The organism is Mycobacterium sp. (assembly GCF_029961025.1).
Taxonomy (GTDB): domain Bacteria; phylum Actinomycetota; class Actinomycetes; order Mycobacteriales; family Mycobacteriaceae; genus Mycobacterium.
The window spans coordinates 457,282-478,022 of record NZ_JASBVP010000002.1 but is presented as its reverse complement, the minus strand read 5'-3'; the positions used below and the strand labels follow the sequence as shown (position 1 = coordinate 478,022).

Sequence of the window (20,741 nt, the reverse complement as noted above, 5' to 3'; positions counted from 1 at the left end):
CCTTACCGTGGGCATATGACGTCCACCGACCGTGATTCCGTGCGTATCGGCGTTCAACTGCAGCCCCAGCACGCCCCGCAATACCGGATCATCCGCGACGCGGTCCGCCGCTGTGAGGATATCGGCGTCGACGTCGTGTTTAACTGGGACCATTTCTTCCCGCTTTACGGTGACCCCGACGGTCCGCATTTCGAGTGCTGGACGATGCTCGGCGCATGGGCCGAACAGACCTCGCACATCGAAATCGGCGCCCTGGTTACCTGTAACTCCTACCGCAATCCGGACCTGCTGGCCGATATGGCCCGCACCGTCGACCGGATTGCCAACGGCCGGCTCATCCTGGGGATCGGCGCCGGATGGAAATACCGGGACTATCGGGAGTATGGCTACCACTTCGGCACCGCCGGCAGCCGCATCGATGACCTGGGAAGCGCGCTTCCCCGCATCAAGGCTCGGCTCGCCCGGCTCAATCCGCCACCGGCGCGCCAGATGCCCCTGCTGATCGGCGGTGAGGGTGAGCGCAAGACCCTGCGACTGGTCGCCGAGCATGCGGATATCTGGCACAGCTTCGCCACCGGGGACACCTACCCGCATAAGTCGGCCGTGCTGGCCGAGCACTGCACCGCCGTCGGGCGTGACCCGGCCAGCATCGAACGCGCGGCGGCGGTCGGCGGGGAAACCGGGGCGGGCCGGGCGCCCGCCGAACTCGTCGCCGAGGCGGAAGTGTTGGCCGGTCTCGGGGTGACGCTGCTGACCATCGGCTCCAGCGGCCCGGAGTACGACCTGACCGGCGCTGAAGCGCTGTGCCGCTGGCGGGACACGCTTTGATATGTAATTCGTTTTGTCAACCAGGCAGGGGGAAGCAGGCGCCGCGGCCGTCGCCGGGCGCCTGCTTCCGGTTGACCGAATCGTCCCGGTTGGCGAGCGTGTCGAGGTTGTCGACGCGGGTGTCAAGTCTGATATTCGCGGGTTGGTTACCGCAGGACGGACTGTTCTGCTGGAGTGGATCGCGGATCTAGAGGTCGAGCGTCATCATGTTGTCAGGCAACAGGATTGCTCATAAAGCGTTCGCGGGTCACTCCCAGGCGCTGCCGCCACCAGGCTCGATTCGGGCAGTTGTGGAGGGCGCGGGTTTAGCTGTCGAGGACCGCCAGTGACCAGCACCAGCCCGCCAGTTCGCGGGCGATCGCGGTGTTGGCGACCACCGGGCGCTTGTTACGGGCATCGAAGCGACACCAGCGCTCGTGCAGGCGCCGGTTGGCCTGTTGGCCGCGCGCCCGTGCTGCCGGGCTGGCCGCGTCCCAGCGGCGCCGCATCACCATTCCGGGTCGGTAGGGCTGGCGGTGATGCCAGGCCGCCTCGATGAGCAGTCGGCGGGCGTGGCCGTTGCCGGTCTTGGTGATCGCCCCCTGCGAGCGGGAAGCCCCCGAGCTGTACTCGCATGGCACCAGACCCAGGTAGGCGCCGATCGAGCGGCCGGTCAACCGGTGCCAGTCGCCGATCTCGACGGCCAGCCCAAACGCCGTCAGCGTCGAGACCCCGCGCAGACAACCCAGCCGGGTCACCACCGGGGTGTAGGCGCTGTCGGCGGCCAACTTGGCGATCGCCTCGTCGAGGCGGTTACGGCGATCCACGGTGGCCAGCATCGTGTCCAGTGCCGTGTCGTAGGTGAGCTGCAACGCCGGTGCGTCAAACCGCTGCCGCTGCAGCCACAGTTCGTGCTTGCCGGTCCAAGTTCCTCCACCGGAATAGATAACCCCCTGCCGCAACAGCAGTTTCGACAATCGATGCCGGGCACTCATCAGATCCCCGCGGCAGTCCTCTCGTGCCCGCACCAGATCTCGGGCCGCCTCCTGCTCGGCGCTGGGAACCGTGACCTCCACAATCTGACCCAAATGCAGCAACCGGGCCAGATGCGCCGCATCACGGGCATCGGTCTTGACCCGATCCCCGGTCGGGCGTTGCAGCTTCGACGGAGCGGCCACCAGACACATCACCCCAGCCGCCACCAGAAAGCGCGCCAGACCGAACCCCGTCGGGCCAGCCTCATAGGCCACCGCGACCCGGCCCGGCAACGATCGCAACCACTCCAAAATCTCCTGATAATCCGGGGTCAACCGACGTTCGAATACCTCACCGGTATCTCCGTCCAACGCGCACCCAACCACCGACCGCGCATGCACATCCAAACCAACACTCGTACGCTGAACCTTCACTGGGGCCTCCCACATCTTGTGGCTCTACCGGCCAGGACCCGTTTCCTGTCGGCAACCCACGTTCACATGTGAGCGAGACCCCAGCCCCCCATACCGTCTAGCTGCGGTGCTGACCGTGATAGCGACTCGACACCGCGTCGACGAGGGGCGCGGGATCGTCGCCCCGCGTGCCGGAGCGGCCGGACGGGCAGCTGTCCCGATACCTTGGCGGTTATGACCTGCAACGTCGCTGCGGCCCGCCAATTCGGCCAGCGGCTGCTGGCGGTGACCGCAGCGATCCTTCTGGTGTGCGCTCTGGGAGCTCCCGTGCCCGCAAAGGCCGATGCCGATCAGTGCTCGCCACCCGGGGCCGACGCTGCGATCGCGCTACCGAGGAAGCTGGCCACGGCCAATCGCCCCCATGAGGACAAGTACACGACCGCCGACGTCGAACCGCTGAACTCGGTGGACGTCGGCGCGTTGGGTCTGGCCACACCCGGGACCCTGACGGTCGCCACGGTGACACAGGCGCCGCCGACCGCCTGCGTCAACTCCGGCGGGCGGTTCAGCGGCTTCGACAATGAGCTGCTGCGAGCGATCGCCGCCAAGCTGGGTTTGCGGGTCACCTTCGTGGGCACCGACTTTTACGGCTTGCTGGCGCAGGTGGCAGCGCGGCGCTTCGACGTCGGCTCGGCGTCGATCACCGCCACCGACGCGCGCCGGCGCACGGTCGCCTTCACCAACGGCTATGACTTCGGCTACTTTTCGCTGGTCGTGCCCGCCGGCTCCGCGGTCACCGGCTTCGGCGATCTCACCCGGGGACAGCGGATCGGCGTGGTCCAGGGCACGGTGGAAGACGCCTACGTCGTCGAGACCCTACATCTGCAACCGGTGAAATTCCCCGACTTCATCACCGCCTACGCCAGCGTGAAAACCCGTCAACTCGACGCCTGGGTGGCGCCCGCGCTCGAGGCCTTGAACGCGGTGCGCCCCGGTGACCCGGCCGCGATCGTCGCGCACACCTTCAGCCTGGGCAACTACGTGGCGTACGCGGTCGCCAAGGAGAACCGCCGGCTGCTCGCGGCGTTGAATTCGGGGCTGGACGCGGTCATCGCCGACGGCACCTGGTCACAGCTGTACACCGACTGGGTTCCTCGCCCGCTGCCGCCCGGATGGCGGCCCGGGTCCAAGGCGGCGTTGACCCCCCACCTACCCGACTTCGCCGCGATCGCCGCCCGCCACCACCGGGCGGTGGACGAACCGGTCCCGCCCAAGTCCACGCTGGCGCAGTTACGGGACGCCTTTTTCGATTGGGATCTCTATCGGCGGGCGATCCCCGTCCTGCTCACCACCGGGCTGCCCAACACGCTGATCCTGACGATCAGCGCCACCGTCATCGGCCTGGTGTTCGGCATGGTGCTGGCGGTCGCCGGGATTTCGCGCAGACGCTGGCTGCGCTGGCCGGCTCGGATCTACACCGACATCTTCCGCGGTCTGCCCGAGGTGGTGATCATCCTGCTCATCGGGCTTGGTGTCGGACCGCTGGTGGGCGGGCTGACCGGTAACAACCCGTATCCGCTGGGGATAGCGGCGTTAGGGCTGACCGCCGCGGCGTATATCGGCGAGATTTTCCGCTCCGGCATCCAAAGCGTCGACCCCGGGCAACTCGAAGCCGCCCGCGCGCTGGGATTCAGTTACCCCGCCGCTATGCGTCTGGTGGTGATCCCCCAGGGCATCCGACGGGTGCTGCCCGCGCTGGTGAACCAATTCATCGCTTTGCTGAAAGGCTCCGCCTTGGTGTACTTCCTGGGCCTAGTCGCCGGGCAGCGCGAACTGTTCCAGGTTGGTCGCGACTTCAACGCGCAGACCGGCAGCCTGTCACCCCTGGTTGCGGCCGGCGCCTTTTACCTGATGCTGACGATTCCGCTGACCCACCTCGTCAACCTGATCGATGCCCGACTGCGCCGGGGCCGGGCCTCCACCGTTCCGGACACACCGGAACTGATCGGCTCCACGGCGGAGATGACGTGACAGGCGGGTTGACGCGGGTCCCATCGGTATCCCTGGCGGGCCGGGATATTCATCTGTCATTGGGCAAAAATGCGGTGCTGCGCGGCGTCGACATCGAGGTGCCCGCCGGCCGGACGGTTGCGGTGATCGGGCCGTCGGGCTCAGGCAAATCGACGTTGCTGCGCACGTTGAATCGCCTTTATGAGCCCGACCGGGGTGACATCCTGCTCGACGGCCGCTCGGTGCTGGGTGACGACCCCGACCGGCTGCGTCAGCGAATTGGCATGGTGTTCCAGCATTTCAACCTCTTCCCGCATCGCAGCGTGCTGGACAACGTCATGCTGGCTCCCCGCAGGCTGCGGCGGTTGCCGGCCGACGCCGCCCGGGAATTGGCGCTGGCTCAATTGGACCGCGTCGGCTTGAAACACCAGGCCAACGCCCGGCCCGGAACGCTATCCGGCGGTCAACAGCAGCGGGTCGCAATCGCCCGGGCCCTAGCGATGACGCCGCAGGTGATGTTTTTCGACGAGGCAACCTCGGCGCTCGATCCTGAACTGGTCAAAGGTATTTTGGCGCTGATCGCCGATCTCGGCGCCGACGGGATGACGATGCTGGTCGTCACCCACGAGATGGGCTTCGCCCGCTCGGCATCGGATGTTGTCGTTTTCATGGATCACGGCAAGGTGGTGGAAACCGGCTCACCCGAGCGAATATTTGAGGCGGCTCAGACGGAACGGCTGCAACGGTTTTTATCTCAAATACTTTGATTGTTTACACAATTTCGTAGTTCCCGCCGGCCGGTTACGTTAGACTGGCAAATCATGTCGGACAGGGGAACGACCGCGCCCGGGGTGACGCAGTTGGCGGAGGGGCTGCACCGCGCGCTGTCCAAACTGTTTTCCCTGCTGCGCCGTGGTGACCCCACCGGCGCCGCCGTCGCCGGTGAGCTGACTCTCGCGCAGCTGTCGATCCTAGTCACCCTGCTCGATCAGGGTCCGATGCGGATGACCGACCTGGCCGCGCACGAACGGGTCCGCACCCCCACCACCACGGTGGCGATCCGCCGGTTAGAGAAGCTCGGGCTGGTGAAACGGTCGCGGGATCCCGCCGATCTGCGTGCCGTACTGGTCGACATCACCCCGCGCGGGCGGGCGGTCCACAGCGAGGGGCTGGCCCGCCGCCGAGCCGTTCTGGCGGCGATGCTGAGCCAGCTCTCCGAGTCCGACCGGGAAATCTTGGCCAAGGCGCTGGGGCCGCTGGAGCGGCTGGCCTCCGGGGATCCGGTGGCTGGCGCAGCGGACGTTTCCCCCGAACCCCAGCGGGCGTGAGAACCCCCCATTGCCACATGCCAACAGCCCTTATCACCGGCGCGAGCCGAGGAATCGGCGCGGCGATCGCCACCGCCCTTGCGCCCACCCACACGCTGCTGTTGGCGGCGCGCCCCTCGGCCCGACTTGAGGCGGTCGCCGGTGGCCTTGGGGCCACCAGTTGGCCGCTCGATTTGACCGACACCGACGCGATCTCCGCCCGTGCCGGGGATCTGGCCGAGCTTGACGTGCTGGTGCACAACGCCGGGGTGTCGATCCCCGGACATGTCGGTGAGTCGAACATCACCGACTGGCGCGCCACCTTCGATGCAAATGTCTTCGGTGCGGTCGCGCTCACCCTGGCGCTGCTACCGGCATTGCGGCGCGCCCACGGCCACGTGGTGTTCATCAACTCCGGGTCGGGACTTAGGGTTTCGCCGGGCATGGCCTCGTATTCGGCCAGCAAGTTTGCGTTGCGTGCGTTCGCGGATTCGCTGCGCCAAGACGAGCCGGCGCTGCGGGTGACTACCGTGTACCCCGGCCGCACCGATACCGACATGCAGCGGGAATTGGTCGCTTTCGAGGGCGGGCACTACGACCCGGCCGACTTTTTGCGGCCGGACACCATCGCCGGGATTGTCGCCGAGGTGTTGAACACGCCCCCCGATGGCCATGTTCACGAGGTCGTGATCCGCCCCCGCGGACACTAGACAACCAGGTTGACCAGTCGGCCGGGCACCACGATCACCTTCTTGGGGGTAGCACCGCCCAGGAACGCCTGCACTTTCTCATCGGCTAGAGCCGCGGTTCGCATGGTCTCGGCGTCGGCGCCGGCGGCCACCGTGATGCGCCCGCGTACCTTGCCATTGACCTGCACCGGGTATTCAACGGTGTCTTCGACCAGGTAGGCGGGATCGGCGACCGGGAACGGACCGTGGGCCAGCGAGGTGCTGTGACCCAGCCGTTGCCACAGCTCCTCGGCCAGATGCGGGGCGAGCGGGGCCAGCATCAGCACCAGCGGCTCCACCGCTGCGCGGGGTACCGAGTCGCGATGCTCTTTGGTGAGATGGTTGGTGTATTCGATCAGCTTGGCTACCGCAGTGTTGTTGCGCAGCGCCGCGTAATCGTCGGAGACACCGGCGATGGTGCGGTGCAGCAGCCGCAGCGTGGCCTCATCTAACTCGGCGTGATCGACGACCCGGGTTTCCCCGGTGCACTCATCGACCACCAGCCGCCACACTCGTTGCAAAAAGCGGTATGCACCGACGACGTCTTTGGTGGCCCACGGCCTCGAGGCTTCCAACGGCCCCATGAACATCTCATAGACCCGCAGGGTGTCCGCGCCGTAGTTGTCGCAAATCTCGTCCGGGGACACCGAATTCTTCAGGCTTTTACCGATTTTGCCGAATTCTTGGAAGACTTCGATCTCGCCGTCCGGTCCGGGGTAGATGAACTTGCCGTCCCGCTCGATCACTTTTTCGGCCGGGACGTAGGAGCCGCGGGCGTCGGTGTAAGCGAAGGCCTGGATGTAGCCCTGGTTGACCAGCCGGCGGTAGGGCTCGCGGGAGCTGACATGGCCTAAGTCATACAGGACCTTGTGCCAGAACCTCGAATACAACAAGTGCAGCACGGCGTGTTCCACGCCACCGACGTACAGGTCGACGCCTCCGGGATCGTCCGGACCGTGCTCTGCCGGCCGTGGGCCCATCCAGTAGGCTTCGTTTTCCTTGGCACAGAACCGCTCCGAGTTGTGCGGATCGGTGTAACGAAGTTCATACCAAGAACTTCCCGCCCACTGCGGCATCACGTTGGTGTCACGGGTGTAGGGCTTCAACCCGTCGCCCAGGTCCAGCTCGACATGCACCCATTCGGTCGCCTTGGCCAGCGGTGGCGACGGCTCGCTGTCGGCGTCCTCCGGATCGAACAGGACCGGCTGGTAGTCCGTCACGTCCGGTAGCTCAACGGGCAGCGCCGACTCCGGCAGCGGGTGCGGACGTCCGTCACTGTCGTAGACGATCGGGAACGGCTCACCCCAATACCGTTGCCTGGCAAAAAGCCAGTCTCGCAACTTGTACTCAACACGGGCCCGGCCGCGGCCGTCGGCTTCCAAACGGGCGATGACGGCCTGTTTGGCCGCGGCCACGTCCATGCCGTCGAGGTAACCCGAGTTCACCAGCACGCCGTCACCGGTATACGCAGCTTGTGAAATGTCCCCGCCGGCAATGACTTCGATGACCGGTAGGCCGAACTCGCGGGCGAACTCCCAGTCACGCTGATCGTGACCGGGGACCGCCATGATCGCCCCGGTGCCGTAGCCCAGCAGCACATAGTCGGCAATGAAAATCGGCACCGGGGCGCCGTTGACCGGGTTGCTCGCGTAGCTGCCCAAAAAGACGCCGGTCTTCTCCTTGTATTCCTGGCGCTCCAAGTCTGATTTCGCGGCGATCGCGCGACGATAGGCCGCGACGGCCGCCGCGGGGGAGGGTGCGCCGAAGGTCCACCGCGGGTCAACCCCGTCCGGCCAGGACGTCGCCACCAGCCGGTCGACCAGATCATGCTCGGGGGCCAGCACCAAATAGGTGGCGCCGAACAGGGTGTCGGGGCGGGTGGTGAACACCTCGATGTCGACGGCCTCACCGTCAGCGGTAATCGCCGAGAACAGCGCCGACGCGCCGCTGGAGCGGCCGATCCAGTTGCGCTGCATGGTCTTGACCTTCTCCGGCCAGTCCAGCAGTTCGAGGTCGTCGAGCAGTCGATCGGCGTAAGCGGTGATGCGCATCATCCACTGCCGCAACCGTTTGCGGAACACCGGGAAGTTTCCGCGGTCGCTGCGCCCGTCAGCGGTGACCTCTTCGTTGGCCAGAACGGTGCCGAGGCCGGGGCACCAGTTCACCCACGCATCGGCCCGGTAGACCAGTCGGTATCCGTCGATCACATCTGCCCGCTCGCCGGCCGACAACGTGCCCCAGTCCCGGCCATCGTCCAGACGGCGTATGCCCGCGTCGAGTTCGGCGACAAGCTCGCTGATCGGCCGCGCCTTGTTGGTCGTGGTGTCAAACCAGGCATTGTAGATCTGCAGGAAGATCCACTGCGTCCACTTGTAGAACTCGACATCGGTGGTCGCGAAGCTGCGCCGGCTGTCGTGGCCGAAACCCAGCCGGCCCAGCTGGCGCCGGAAGTTAACGATGTTGGCTTCGGTCCTGGCGCGCGGGTGAGTGCCGGTCTGCACCGCGTATTGCTCGGCAGGCAACCCAAATGCATCAAATCCCAACGCGTGCAGGACGTTACGACCACGCATCCGGTGATACCGAGCATAGACGTCGGTGGCAATGTAGCCCAGGGGGTGCCCCACGTGAAGGCCCTCGCCGGACGGATACGGGAACATGTCCTGCACGAACAGCTTGTCCCGGGGCACCGGTGAGCCGTCCGCCGGAGCCAGTGAGCCAACCGGATTGGGCACGTTGAAGGTCCCTAACCGCGCCCAGGTGTCCTGCCAGGCCCGTTCGATACGGCCGGCCAACTCCGCGGTGTATCGATACCGCGGCACGCCGGAGTCCGCGTCGGGCGCCCCCGGGTGGTGTCCGGGCGCGGCGGTCCTGGATTCGGTCACGTCAACAGGGTATAAGGGCAGCGTCTCCTGACCCGCGGCGCACGCGTTGATCTCGGTTGCGTTGCGGACCGGTCAGAGCTTCGTCCCAGCTCGATACCAGGCCTGGCGGTCACCGCCCAGCGGTGGTTACAGTCAGCCTCTGACGACCAGGGCCGTCGGGGAAGGACCATCGCACATGGTTGAGCTTGCCCGCAGCCGGCGGGTAGCGGCAGCAGTATTGGCCGGGGGCCTCACTCTCGGGATAGCCGGTATCACCGCTGGCGCGGCCACCACGGCAGCCGCGGAGCCCACGCTGCCGTCGCCGTCGAACCCCACGCCGACGACGGTCACCCCGACCGCAGCGGCCAGTCCCGAAATGGTCGGCACCGGCAGGTCCGGCGCGATGCCCTCGGCGATGCCCCACCCGTTCTTGTCGCCGATACCCCCCGCACCGCCAGGGCCATCCGCTGGGACCGCGGCGCCACCGGTTCCCGCCGGCTCTGAGACGCTACGAGATTACCTGCAGGCCAAGGGGATCAAATTAGAACCCCAAACTCCCCAAACCCTCAAAGCTCTCGACATCACCGTGCCGATGCCCACTGGCTGGGCGCCGGTACCTGATCCAAATGTGCCCGACGCGTTCGTGGTGATCGCCAATCGACCCGGTCGGAGCCTCTACACGTCCAACGCCCAGGTGGTGGTGTACAAACTGGTCGGCGACTTCGACGCCCGCCAGGCCATCGCCCACGGCTACGTCGACAGCCAGCAGCTGCCCGCCTGGAAAACAACCCGTGCCTCAATGGCCGATTTCGGGGGTTTCCCGTCGTCGATCATCGAGGGCACCTATCGCCAAAATGACCTGACCCTGAACACCTCACGACGTCATGTGATCGCCAGCACCGGGCCGGAGCACTACCTGGTGTCGCTGGCGGTGTCCACCGACGTCGCCCAAGCCGTCGCCGAGGCGCCGGCCACCGACGCCATCGTTAACGGGTTTCGGGTCACCGTGTCGTCCCCCACGACTGCGCCACCGGTGTCACCGGCCGGCCGGTGATGCACTTTGCGCCGTCACGGGTTGACGCGTGCACCCATCGCACCGGCCGAAAACCGCCGTAGGCATCACGGCGGTTTTCGGTGTCATCAGTTCCGGCTGACATCAATCGGATGCGTGGCGAGCAACGACAAGGGCAACGGCTGGCGTCGCAGCGCCCGCCCCCATAAGTCGGCTCCGGGTCCGGCCAGAACGTCGGATGGCAACGCCGACAACACGATCCAATCGTCGCGCTCGATTTCGTTTTCGAGTTGACCGGTGGTCCAGCCGGAATAGCCAGCGAAGATGCGGATCCCTTCCACCAGCGGTGCGATCGTTTCCGGGTCGGCCTCCAGGTCGACCATCGCGATCCGTCCGGACACGTGCCGCAGGGCCGGGCTGGACTGCAGATCGGCGCCCACCCGCAATGTCGCCAGGCACAACGCCGCATCATTTTTGACGGGCCCCCCGATGAACACGGTTTTCGGTTTGGCCGCCAGGCGGGCCCACTTCGGCAGCACGTTGTAGACGGCGGTTTCGCTGGGCCGGTTCAGCACCACACCTAACGTGCCGCCCTCGTTGTGTTCAATGATGTAGATCACGGTGCGACGAAATGTCGGCTCCAGCAGGTCGGTGCTGGCCAGCAGCAGCGTCCCGGCTCGCACTCGATGCGCAGCGGGTGCGACGTAGTCTTCGGGATCTTCGGGCGGCACCACTCCACCATCATGACATCCCACAACACTCCGGTGGCGAGCACGCGCGGTCGCCGTGCACCGCCTATCCAACCGCCGCCGGCCAGGGGATCGGCGGGCCACGAGTAGGGTGCAGGTGTGGCCCATCTCGCTTCGATCGTGGCTGATCTACGGGCCGAGAGTGACGCGCTTGACGCACTGGTCGCACCATTAGCCGCCGGTCGCTGGTCCGAGCCCACGCCCGCACCGGGGTGGACGATCGCTCATCAGATCGGGCACCTGTTGTGGACCGATCGAGTCGTGCTCACCGCGCTCACCGACGAAGCTCGCTTCGCGGATCTGCGGGCAGCCGCATCGGCCAACCCCACCGGGTTCATCGACGCCGCCGCCGCCGAAGCCGCGGCAACACCCCCGGCCCGGCTGCTCACCGACTGGCGGCACACCCGGACACGGCTGCAGGAGGCACTTCTGATCGCACCCGAGGGTCGTAGGCTGCCGTGGTTCGGTCCCCCGATGGGTGTGGCTTCGATGGCCAGCGCGCGGCTCATGGAAACCTGGGCTCACGGTCTTGATGTGGCCGATGCCCTCGGCGTCACAAAGCCCGCTACCGTGCGGCTGCGCCCGATCGCGCATCTCGGCGTGCGCACCCGCGATTACGCGTTCGCCATTAACGGCCTGGCCCCACCGGCTGAGCCGTTTTTCGTGGAACTGCGTGCTCCCGATGGCGCTGTGTGGTCCTGGGGCCCGCCGGCGGCGGTCCAACGGGTGACCGGCTCCGCCGAGGACTTTTGCTATCTGGTCACCCAGCGCCGACCGCTGAACACACTCGATATCACCGCCGACGGTACCGATGCGCGACGCTGGGTGGGTATCGCTCAGGCCTTCGCCGGCCCACCCGGCCCCGGTCGATGAGCACCGTGCGCGAAGAGAGCCAGGGCACCCTTGGAGGCAGCGAAGGCTAGTTCAAAGCGGCGGCGCTGTCGGCGGTGCCGTCGCCGTCGCCGTCTTTGAGCTTGACGTCCCACCGTCCATCACCGTCGATATCCACATACGCGGTGTCGAAAACGCCGGCGTCATTGGCCAGCAGCACACGGTCGGCGGTGCCGTCGCCGTCGTTGTCGAGCAGGCGGTCATCGGCGCGCCCGTCGGCGTCGAAGTCGACCAGCGGCGCGCCGTTGTGCTCGACACCGTCGAGGCCGAACCAGCGCACCTGCCCACCCCGGTCCACCGCAACCTTCCACGTCCCGGACCCGTCGTCGGTGAAGTACGCCTCCGGGGTGCCGTCATTGTCGAGGTCGAGCACGGCGTGATCGGCGACTCCGTCGCCGTCTAAATCGGCCAGCGCATCGTCACGCGTGCCGTCGCCATCGAAATCCAGGCCAATCGCATCGAGCCGGCCGTCACCGTCGAGATCGAGGTCGGGTTGCCCCTCCCATATCCTCGCGGTTCCGCCGCCGTCACCCAGGCAGTACTCCATGACCGTTCTGACGCCGGGTGACCGCTACCGGTTCCCGCGCGAGCGCCACCAGGCCAGCAGCTCGGCGGTCGCCTCCTCGCGGCTGAGCGGCCCGCGGTCCAGACGCAACTCCTTGAGATAGCGCCATGCCTCGCCCACCTGAGGACCGGGCGGGATACCGAGGATCTCCATGATTTGGTTACCGTCCAGGTCGGGACGTATCCGCTCGAGGTCCTCGCGGGCGGCCAGGGCCGCGATGCGGGCTTCTAGCTCGTCGTAGCTGGCCTGCAGTCGCGCGGCCCGGCGCGCGTTGCGGGTAGTGCAATCCGCGCGCACCAGCTTGTGCAGCCGAGGCAGCAGCGGCCCCGCATCGGTGACATAGCGGCGTACCGCCGAGTCGGTCCACCTGCCCTCGCCATAACCGTGAAAACGCAGGTGCAGGTACACCAGTTGCGAGACGTCGTCGACCATTTGTTTGGAATACTTCAACGCCCGCAACCGTTTTCGCGCCATTTTGGCGCCAACCACTTCGTGATGGTGAAAGCTGACACCACCGTCGGGCTCCAGGCGGCGGGTGGCCGGCTTACCGATGTCGTGCAGCAACGCCGCCCACCGCAATACCAGATCGGGGCCCTCGTCCTCCAGGTCGATTGCCTGCCGCAGCACGGTCAGCGAATGCTGGTACACGTCTTTGTGCTGATGGTGTTCATCGATGGCCATCCGCATGCCCCCCACCTCCGGTAGCACCACCTCGCCCAGCCCGGTCTGCACCATCAGATCGATGCCCGCGACCGGGTCGGCGCCGAGCAGCAGCTTGTCCAGTTCGGCGGCCACCCGCTCGGGGCTGACCCGGGCCAGCTGCGGTGCCATCTCTTTGATCGCCGCCCGGACCCGCGGGGCGACGGTGAACCCGAGCTGCGAGACGAACCGCGCAGCCCGCAGCATGCGCAACGGGTCATCACCGAAGGACACCGCCGGCGCCGTCGGGGTGTCCAGCACACGGGCCCGCAAAGCGGCCAAACCGCCCAACGGGTCCAGGAATTCGCCTGGCCCCTTCGGCGTGATCCGCACCGCCATCGCATTCACGGTAAAGTCGCGACGCATCAGGTCGTCATCGAGTCGATCGCCGAAAAACACCTCCGGGTGACGCGATACCTGGTCGTAGCGATCCGCGCGGAACGTGGTGAATTCCAGCCGGTGATCCCCTTTGGCCACGCCGACCGTCCCGAACTCGATACCGGTGTCCCACAACGCATCCGCCCACGCCCTGACGATCTGCTGCACGTCTGCCGGGCGGGCGTCGGTGGCGAAGTCAAGGTCGGGGCTCAACCGGTCGAGCAATGCGTCTCGCACCGACCCGCCGATTAGGTAGAGCTCGTGTCCCGCGGCAGCGAATAACGTGCCCACTTCGCCCAGGAGTTTGACGTGCCGATTCAACGCAACCGCAGCGGTTGTCAGCAGGTCGGCATGCTGGGCGGTTTCGGACACGTCCGATCAGCGTAGTCGTGCGTCGATGTCCGCCGCCCACGGCCGGAAAAGAGGATCACCCGCCAATCCCGGTCGCTCGTGACCGGGCGCCTTGCCGGTGCGTTCGCGCCACGATTCCGGCGAGTGCGCCGATGACACCGCCCCGATGCCAGCTACTATCGCTTGGGTGTCGGACGGCGAAAAAGCCCAACCGCGTCGGCGCCGCAGTCGCCGTCGCCGTCGCCGCGCTGGCGATGCAACCGCCAGCCGGGTCGACAGCCAAACGGCCGGCGGTGTCACCGAGGTGACCGGCAAAGCGCAAAAACGTCGCGCCCGGAGATTCTCCCGTGGCCCTGAGCGGTTGCGCACGCTGCACGAAATCTCAGCCGGTGGGCTGGTGGTCGACGGCATCGACCGACCGCGTAAGGAGCAGCTCGCGGTCGTGATCGGCCGTGTCGACCGCCGGGGCCGGATGCTGTGGTCGCTGCCCAAGGGGCACATTGAAGTCGGTGAAACCGCTGAGCAAACGGCTATTCGCGAGGTGGCCGAGGAGACCGGGATCCGAGGCCGCGTGTTGGCCGCCTTGGGGCGCATCGATTATTGGTTCGTCACCAATGGGCGGCGGGTGCACAAGACCGTGCACCATTACCTGATGCAGTGCTCCGGCGGAGAGCTCTGCGAAGAGGACCTCGAGGTGGCCGAGGTGGCGTGGGTGCCGCTCGAGGAACTGCCTTCTCGACTGGCGTACGCCGACGAACGCCGACTGGCCGAAGTGGCCGATGAGCTGATCGACAAGTTGCAAACTTACGGCCCGGCCGCCTTGCCGCCGCTGCCGCCCAGCACACCGCGGCGACGCCCGCAGACGCATTCGCGCAGCCGCCAATACCTGGGGCTTACCGCACCGGGCCGAAAGAGTCGTCGCGGTCCCAGCCCGTGATTACCCAGCGGCTTCGGCGGGCAGCCGTCGTGCGCCTCGCCGTGGTGGCCGGCATCGGAGCCGGTTTGGGGGCCTTGCTCGCCCTTCCCGCGGCCGCTCCACCCGCCTTGGCGGGCGAACCCGGCACAACGCCGTTTGTTGTTGTCCGTGTCGACCATGTCTCTCCCGACGTGATCACCACCACCAGCGAGGCCGTCGTCACTCTCACCGGAACCGTGAGTAACGTCGGGGACCGCCCGGTCCGGGATGTGATGGTGCGTCTCGAACGTGCAGCGGCTGTCACCTCATCGGCGGGCCTGCACACCGTTCTCGACGGCGGCACCGATCAATACCAGCCGGTGACCGACTTCGTCACGGTGGCGGCCGACCTGCAACGTGGCCACGACGTCGCCTTCACCCTCGCTGCCCCGGTGCACTCGTTAACGACACCGGCATTGGGCATCGAGCAGCCCGGTATTTACCCACTGCTGGTAAACGTCAACGGCACACCCGACTACGGCGCACCGGCCCGCCTCGATGACGCCCGGCTGCTGCTGCCGGTAATCGGGGTGCCGCCTTACCCGGCGGACACGTCTGCCAACACGCTGGCCTCGGTGGTTGCCCCGGACACCTCGAAACCGGTGCAGATCACCATGCTGTGGCCGCTGGCCGACCGACCCCGGTTGTCTCCGGGCGTGCCCGGTGGCACCGTACCCGTCCGGCTGGTGGACGACGATCTGGCCACGTCACTGGCCCCGGGCGGTCGGCTGGACATCATGCTCTCCGCAGTCGAGTTCGCCACCAGCCGTGACGTCGATCCTGGCGGCGAGGTCAGCCGCGCGCTGTGCCTAGCCGTCGACCCAGACCTGCTGGTCACCGTCAATGCGATGACCGGCGGCTACGTCGTTTCCAACTCATCAGCCGGCAACGACCAACAACCGGGGACCCCGACACACCCGGGGAGTGGGCAGGCTACCGCGGTGCTCTGGCTGGACCGGTTACGTGCCCTGGCGCGCCGGGTGTGTGTGGTGGCGACCCCCTACGCGCAGGTCGACCTGGACGCCTTGCAACGCGTCGGCGACCCCGGGCTCAACGAGATCGCCACCCGGGGTGCCGGCGACATTGTCGACCAAATCCTTGGCGTCAGGTCTATCAGGGGCGCCACCTTGATCCCGGACAGCTCGCTAACCGCTCGTGCCGTCGAGCTGCTCGGCGCCAACGGCGACACGGTGGTTATCGCGCCCGCCGAGCTTATCGGGCGCGACTCGGAGGCCGGCGGGCCCGCCGTGGCCAATGTCCGGCCACGCCGGGTATCTGCGCAGATAGTTACCGCACCGTTTGACCCGGCGGTGGGTGCCGCACTGGCGGCGGTGGGTGCCGAGCCGGTGGTGCCCACCTACCGGGATGCCTCGTGGGCCGCTCGACTCAGGCACGATTCGGGCACCGCCCGCCGTCAGGATGCTTTGGGTTCCATGCTGTGGCGCAGCTTGCAGCCCGACGTCGCACCACGCACCCAGGTTCTGGTGCCGCCGGCGTGCTGGAGCCTGCACGCCGAAGACGCGCACGCCATCCTGACCACCCTGGCCACCGCCATTCACGCGGGCCTGGCGGTACCGCGGTCGCTGCCGGCGCTGATCGCCGACGCCGCTGCCGTCGCCGAGCCCCAGCCCCTAGACCCTCCCGCCGGCATTCGCGGCCGTTTCGATGACGACGTCGTCGCCCAGATCGCCGGTCAGGTAGGTCGGCTGTGGGGGCTCACCTCTGCGTTGAGCACCGACGCCCGCACCGGGTTGACCGGTATGCAGTACACCGCGCCACTGCGCGAGGACATGCTGCGGGCCCTAAGCCAGTCCGAGCGGCCCGCCACCCGCAACGGACTGGCTCACCAGCGGTTGCGGATCGTGGGCAACACCATCAACGACTTGTTCGCCGCGGTAACCATCGTCAATCCCGGCGGGTCATACACCCTGGCCACCGAACACAGCCCGCTCCCGCTGGCGTTGCATAACGGCTTGGCCGTTCCGATCCAGGTGCGGCTGCACGTCAACGCTCCGCCCGGTATGGTCGTCACCGACATTGGCACCGTCGAATTGCCCCCCGGTTATCTGCCACTGCGGGTGCCCGTCGAAGTCCACTTCACCCAGCGTTTCGCCGTCGACGCAGCACTGCGCACTCCAGACGGTTTACCCCTGGGAACACCGGTGCGGTTATCGGTGCACTCTAACGCCTACGGCAAGGTGTTGTTCGCGATCACCCTGACTGCGGCGGCGGTGCTGATAACCCTGGCCGGGCGCCGGCTTTGGCATTGGTTCCGCGGCCAACCCGACCCTGCCGATCTGGATCGGCCAGAACCCGTGTCGGCGAGGCACCCCGGCCCGCACAACGAGGGCGACCGCGGCGGCAACGAAGAGTACCGAGCATGAATCCCGCCAGGCGGTCCTTGCCGCCGGCCCAGCCCCCGCCCCGGCGAGGATCTCCACAATCGGGTCGCCGGCCGGAACTCACCGATGCCGCGCTGGTTTCGCGGTCCTGGGAAGTGGCATTCGCCACGTTGATCAGCCGGATCACCGGATTCATCCGGATCGTGTTGCTGGCCGCTATTCTGGGCGCGGCGCTCGCCAGCGCGTTCTCGGTGGCCAACCAGCTCCCGAACTTGATCGCCGCGCTGGTGCTCGAGGCGACGTTCACCGCGATCTTCGTGCCGGTGCTGGCTCGGGCCGAGCAGGACGACCCCGATCGGGGTGAATCGTTTGTCCGGCGCCTGGTCACGCTGGCTACCAGCCTGCTTGTGGTGACGACCGTGGTAGCGGTGCTGGCCGCTCCCCTGCTGGTGCGCCTCATGCTGGGGCACAATCCCCGGGTCAATGCCCCCTTGACCACCGCGTTCGCCTACTTGCTGCTGCCGCAGGTGATTTTCTACGGGCTTTCGTCGGTGTTCATGGCGATTCTCAACACGCGCAACGTGTTCGGGCCGCCGGCCTGGGCGCCGGTCGTCAACAACGTCGTCGCAATCGCCGCGCTGGGTGCGTACCTGGCGGTGCCCGGCGAGCTTTCGGTCGACCCGGTTCGGATGGGCAACGCGAAACTGCTGGTGCTGGGCGTCGGCACCACCCTCGGGGTGTGTGCCCAAACGGCGGCGCTGCTGGGGGCGATCCGCCGTGAACGCATTAGTCTGCGCCCGTTGTGGGGCATCGATCAACGGCTCAAACGGTTCGGCGCGATGGCGGCGGCGATGGTGCTCTATGTGCTGATCAGCCAGCTCGGCCTGGTTGTCGCGAACCAAATCGCCAGCGCGGCAGCGGCTTCCGGCCCCGCGATCTACAACTACACCTGGCTGGTGTTGATGCTTCCCTTCGGCATGATCGGGGTGACGGTATTGACGGTGGTGATGCCACGGTTGAGCCGTAACGCCGCCGCCGACGATATCCCGGCCGTCCTCGCCGACCTGTCGTTGGCCACCCGACTGACCATGCTCACCCTGATCCCGACCATAGCGGTAATGACCGTCGGCGGGCCGGCGATCGGCAGCGCACTATTCGCCTACGGCCGTTTCGGTGAAGTCGACGCCGGCTACTTGGGCGCGGCCATCTCGTTGTCCGCTTTCACGTTGATCCCGTACGCTCTGGTGCTGCTGGAGCTGCGGGTTTTCTACGCGCGCGAACAGCCCTGGACACCGATCGCGGTGATCGTCGTCATCACCACGGTCAAAGTCATCGCCTCGGTGCTGGCGCCGCACCTTACCGATGATCGCGAACTGGTTGCCGGGTATCTGGGGCTGGCTAACGGTCTCGGATTCCTGGCGGGCGCGATCGTCGGCTACTACCTGCTGCGGCGCACACTGCTGCCGGGAGGCGGCCACCTCGTCGGTGTCCGGGAGGTGCGCACGGTCCTGGTAACCGTGGCCGCATCGTTGCTTGCGGGTCTGATCGCCCGAGTGCTGGATTGGCTGCTTGGCTTACCCGCCTTGACCATCCACGCCGGGGGCATCGGGTCGCTGCTGCGGCTGCTGGTGTTCACGGTGGTCATGCTGCCCATCATGGCGGTGGTCATGCTGCGCGCCCGGATCCCCGAGGCTCGGGCTGCCCTGGACGCCCTCGGCCGGTGGTTTAGCGGCACGCTGGCGGGGAAACGCCGGACACTGCCACCCCACCGCTGGGTGAAACCCCCGCGCACACCACCAACCGCCGGAAACGCCGCAGCCCATGACGGCGCAAACGCGCCGTTTCGATCCTCCTGCCGCGACCCGGTCACGTACCCTGAACAGTGGAATTGTTTCACTCCGGGGGGATACGGATATTCGCTCCACGAGCCGATTCGGCGTCCGTCTCCCGGACAGGCAGCGGGGACAGGGAAAGGACCGGAGGTGAGCAACGGCCCAACCAACAGCGTCTCACCGAGCGCCACGCCGCAGATCGAACCGCCGCCCGACATTCCCGCGCCGCCCCCGCAGGCCGCCGCGGCGGCCCAGCCACGGTCCGATGGGCCCGACGGCCGATTCCCGGAAGAGGTGCTGCGTGAGCCGATCCCGGACAATCCGCCTCGCGACCAGAACACGCGATCGGCGCTGGCTCACGACGATCTTCACCTGATTCCCGGGGCCCACGTCGCCGGGGGCCGTTATCGGTTGCTGGTTTTTCACGGCGGCGCGCCGCCCCTTCAGTTCTGGCAAGCCCTGGATACCGCGCTGGACCGCCAAGTGGCGTTGACGTTCGTCGACCCGGACGGCGCCCTGCCGGGGGACGAGCTGCAGGGCATCTTGTCTCGTACGCTGCGGCTGAGCCGAATCACCAAACCGGGTATCGCCAGGGTGCTTGACGTTATCCGCCTCGGTGCCGGCGGCTTGGTGGTCGCGGAATGGATCCGGGGCGGTTCGCTTCAGGAGGTAGCCGACACTGCGCCCTCCCCGGTTGGTGCCGTCCGGGCGATGCAGTCGTTGGCCGCGGCCGCTGAGGCGGCCCACCGCATGGGCGTCGCGCTTTCGATCGACCACCCCAGCCGGTTGCGTGTCAGTGTCGCCGGCGAGGTCGCACTGGCCTACCCCGCGACCATGCCCGAGGCGCACCCTCGAGATGACATCCGCGGCATCGGGGCGGCGCTCTATGCGCTGCTGGTCAATCGGTGGCCACTGCCAGAATCCGGTGTGCGCAGCGGATTGGCTCCGGCCGAGCGCGACCGCAGCGGCCAGCCGGTCGAACCCAGCACCATCGACCCTGACATCCCGTTCCAAATTTCTGCGGTCGCCGTCCGGGCTGTTCAAGAGGACGGAGGAATACCCAGCGCCTCAACGCTTTTGAACCTGCTTCAGCAGGCGGCCGCGGTGGCCGACCGCACCGACGTGTTGGCGCCGATCGACGAACCCGCGCCAGCGGCTGCGGTTTTGTCGCCGGTGGCCGGGCCGGATGACGACGTGCTTGCCCGCCGCCGCCGCAACGTCATGGCCGGCATCGGGGCCGGCGTCGCTATCATCGCGGTGGGCCTGTTGGCGTTGGCGTCGGTGCTGAGCCGCATCTTCGGCGATGTCGGCGGTGGTCTCGACAAGGAGCAACTGGGCCTCAATGCGCCCACTACCACCTCGACGGCTGCTCCCCCTCCGGTGACGGTCGGTGGCGTCGTCAAACCCCTGCGGGTCACCGTCTTCTCCCCCGAGGGCGACCCCGACAACCCCGGCCAGGCGGGGCTGGCGATCGACGGTAACCCGGCGACCGCGTGGTCGACCGACATCTATAACGACGCGGTGCCGTTCCCCGGGTTCAAAAACGGTGTCGGGTTACTGCTCCAGCTGCCCAATCCCACCATGGTCGGCGCCGTTGACATCGATGTGTCCAGCACCGGCACCATGGTGCAGATCCGCTCATCACCGACACCCACACCGGCCAAACTTGAGGACACCACGGCATTGACCCCGCCGACCGCGCTGCAACCGGGTCACAACAGGATTGCGGTCAAAGCCTCGTCTCCGACGTCGAATCTGCTGGTGTGGATCTCCACTCTGGGCACCACAGACGGCAAGAGCCGCACCGCGATCTCTGATGTTGTGGTGCACGCGGCGTCCTGACCACCTGGAGTCGGGTCAGGCCGG

The 20,741-nt window shown here is 67.1% G+C and carries 15 protein-coding genes; 10 read left to right on the top strand and 5 right to left on the bottom strand.

From position 1 onward, the window contains the following. Positions 1–15: 15 nt before the first annotated feature. Positions 16–828 carry an LLM class F420-dependent oxidoreductase gene (locus QJR12_RS02975; RefSeq protein WP_300576020.1) on the top strand — a complete coding sequence of 271 codons (813 nt, stop codon included), beginning with the start codon at positions 16–18 and terminating at the stop codon, positions 826–828. Between the two features lie 305 nt (positions 829–1,133). Here the strand turns inward: QJR12_RS02975 and QJR12_RS02970 are convergent, their stop codons facing one another. Continuing rightward, the gene (locus QJR12_RS02970; RefSeq protein WP_300575550.1) at positions 1,134–2,231 is read right to left on the bottom strand and encodes an IS110 family transposase; all 1,098 of its coding nucleotides are present in this window, start codon (positions 2,229–2,231) and stop codon (positions 1,134–1,136) included. 198 nt (positions 2,232–2,429) lie between these two features. Here QJR12_RS02970 and QJR12_RS02965 point away from each other — a divergent pair, with 198 nt between their 5' ends. From QJR12_RS02965 to QJR12_RS02950, 4 genes are read left to right on the top strand one after another with little or no spacing between them, the layout of a single operon-like run. After that, on the top strand, positions 2,430–4,226 hold the full coding sequence (locus tag QJR12_RS02965) for an ABC transporter substrate-binding protein/permease (protein WP_300576018.1): 1,797 nt from the start codon (positions 2,430–2,432) through the stop codon (positions 4,224–4,226). Beyond that, positions 4,223–4,972 carry an amino acid ABC transporter ATP-binding protein gene (locus QJR12_RS02960; RefSeq protein WP_300576016.1) on the top strand — a complete coding sequence of 250 codons (750 nt, stop codon included), beginning with the start codon at positions 4,223–4,225 and terminating at the stop codon, positions 4,970–4,972. The genes QJR12_RS02965 and QJR12_RS02960 overlap by 4 nt, the downstream gene beginning before the upstream one ends. 54 nt (positions 4,973–5,026) lie before the next feature. Next, the gene (locus QJR12_RS02955; RefSeq protein ID WP_300576015.1) at positions 5,027–5,533 is read left to right on the top strand and encodes a MarR family transcriptional regulator; all 507 of its coding nucleotides are present in this window, start codon (positions 5,027–5,029) and stop codon (positions 5,531–5,533) included. A gap of 17 nt (positions 5,534–5,550) precedes the next feature. Then, entirely contained in the window at positions 5,551–6,222 is a 672-nt protein-coding gene (locus QJR12_RS02950; RefSeq protein WP_300576013.1) for an SDR family oxidoreductase, read from the top strand. On the opposite strand, the gene leuS is transcribed toward QJR12_RS02950, so the two are convergent. Further along, positions 6,219–9,122, bottom strand: coding sequence for a leucine--tRNA ligase (gene leuS / locus QJR12_RS02945; protein WP_300576011.1), 2,904 nt, complete (start codon positions 9,120–9,122; stop codon positions 6,219–6,221). The two genes, QJR12_RS02950 and leuS, sit on opposite strands and share 4 nt — an antisense overlap. A gap of 175 nt (positions 9,123–9,297) precedes the next feature. Between leuS and QJR12_RS02940 the strand changes: the two genes are divergently transcribed. After that, positions 9,298–10,155, top strand: coding sequence for an LpqN/LpqT family lipoprotein (locus QJR12_RS02940; RefSeq protein WP_300576010.1), 858 nt, complete (start codon positions 9,298–9,300; stop codon positions 10,153–10,155). Between the two features lie 86 nt (positions 10,156–10,241). Here the strand turns inward: QJR12_RS02940 and QJR12_RS02935 are convergent, their stop codons facing one another. After that, complete coding sequence (locus QJR12_RS02935) at positions 10,242–10,847, bottom strand: YqgE/AlgH family protein (protein ID WP_300576008.1); 606 nt, start codon at positions 10,845–10,847, stop codon at positions 10,242–10,244. A gap of 114 nt (positions 10,848–10,961) precedes the next feature. Here QJR12_RS02935 and QJR12_RS02930 point away from each other — a divergent pair, with 114 nt between their 5' ends. Next, a complete protein-coding gene (locus QJR12_RS02930) occupies positions 10,962–11,735 on the top strand; it encodes a TIGR03084 family metal-binding protein (protein WP_300576007.1) in 774 nt (257 codons plus the stop codon). A 46-nt stretch (positions 11,736–11,781) separates the two neighbouring features. On the opposite strand, the gene QJR12_RS02925 is transcribed toward QJR12_RS02930, so the two are convergent. Then, positions 11,782–12,300: a pullulanase gene (locus QJR12_RS02925; RefSeq protein ID WP_300576005.1), complete on the bottom strand. Its 519-nt coding sequence runs from the start codon at positions 12,298–12,300 to the stop codon at positions 11,782–11,784. Positions 12,301–12,324: 24 nt separating this feature from the next. Further along, positions 12,325–13,767 carry a CCA tRNA nucleotidyltransferase gene (locus tag QJR12_RS02920; protein WP_300576003.1) on the bottom strand — a complete coding sequence of 481 codons (1,443 nt, stop codon included), beginning with the start codon at positions 13,765–13,767 and terminating at the stop codon, positions 12,325–12,327. 166 nt (positions 13,768–13,933) lie between these two features. Here QJR12_RS02920 and QJR12_RS02915 point away from each other — a divergent pair, with 166 nt between their 5' ends. Genes QJR12_RS02915 through murJ form a run of 3 tightly spaced genes read left to right on the top strand, consistent with a single transcriptional unit; the run spans position 13,934 to position 20,717 of the window. Next, complete coding sequence (locus tag QJR12_RS02915; protein WP_300576000.1) at positions 13,934–14,683, top strand: NUDIX hydrolase; 750 nt, start codon at positions 13,934–13,936, stop codon at positions 14,681–14,683. Next, positions 14,680–17,085, top strand: coding sequence for a hypothetical protein (locus QJR12_RS02910; RefSeq protein ID WP_300575997.1), 2,406 nt, complete (start codon positions 14,680–14,682; stop codon positions 17,083–17,085). The genes QJR12_RS02915 and QJR12_RS02910 overlap by 4 nt, the downstream gene beginning before the upstream one ends. Continuing rightward, a complete protein-coding gene (murJ, locus tag QJR12_RS02905) occupies positions 17,082–20,717 on the top strand; it encodes a murein biosynthesis integral membrane protein MurJ (RefSeq protein ID WP_300575994.1) in 3,636 nt (1,211 codons plus the stop codon). The genes QJR12_RS02910 and murJ overlap by 4 nt, the downstream gene beginning before the upstream one ends. Positions 20,718–20,741 lie beyond the last annotated feature (24 nt).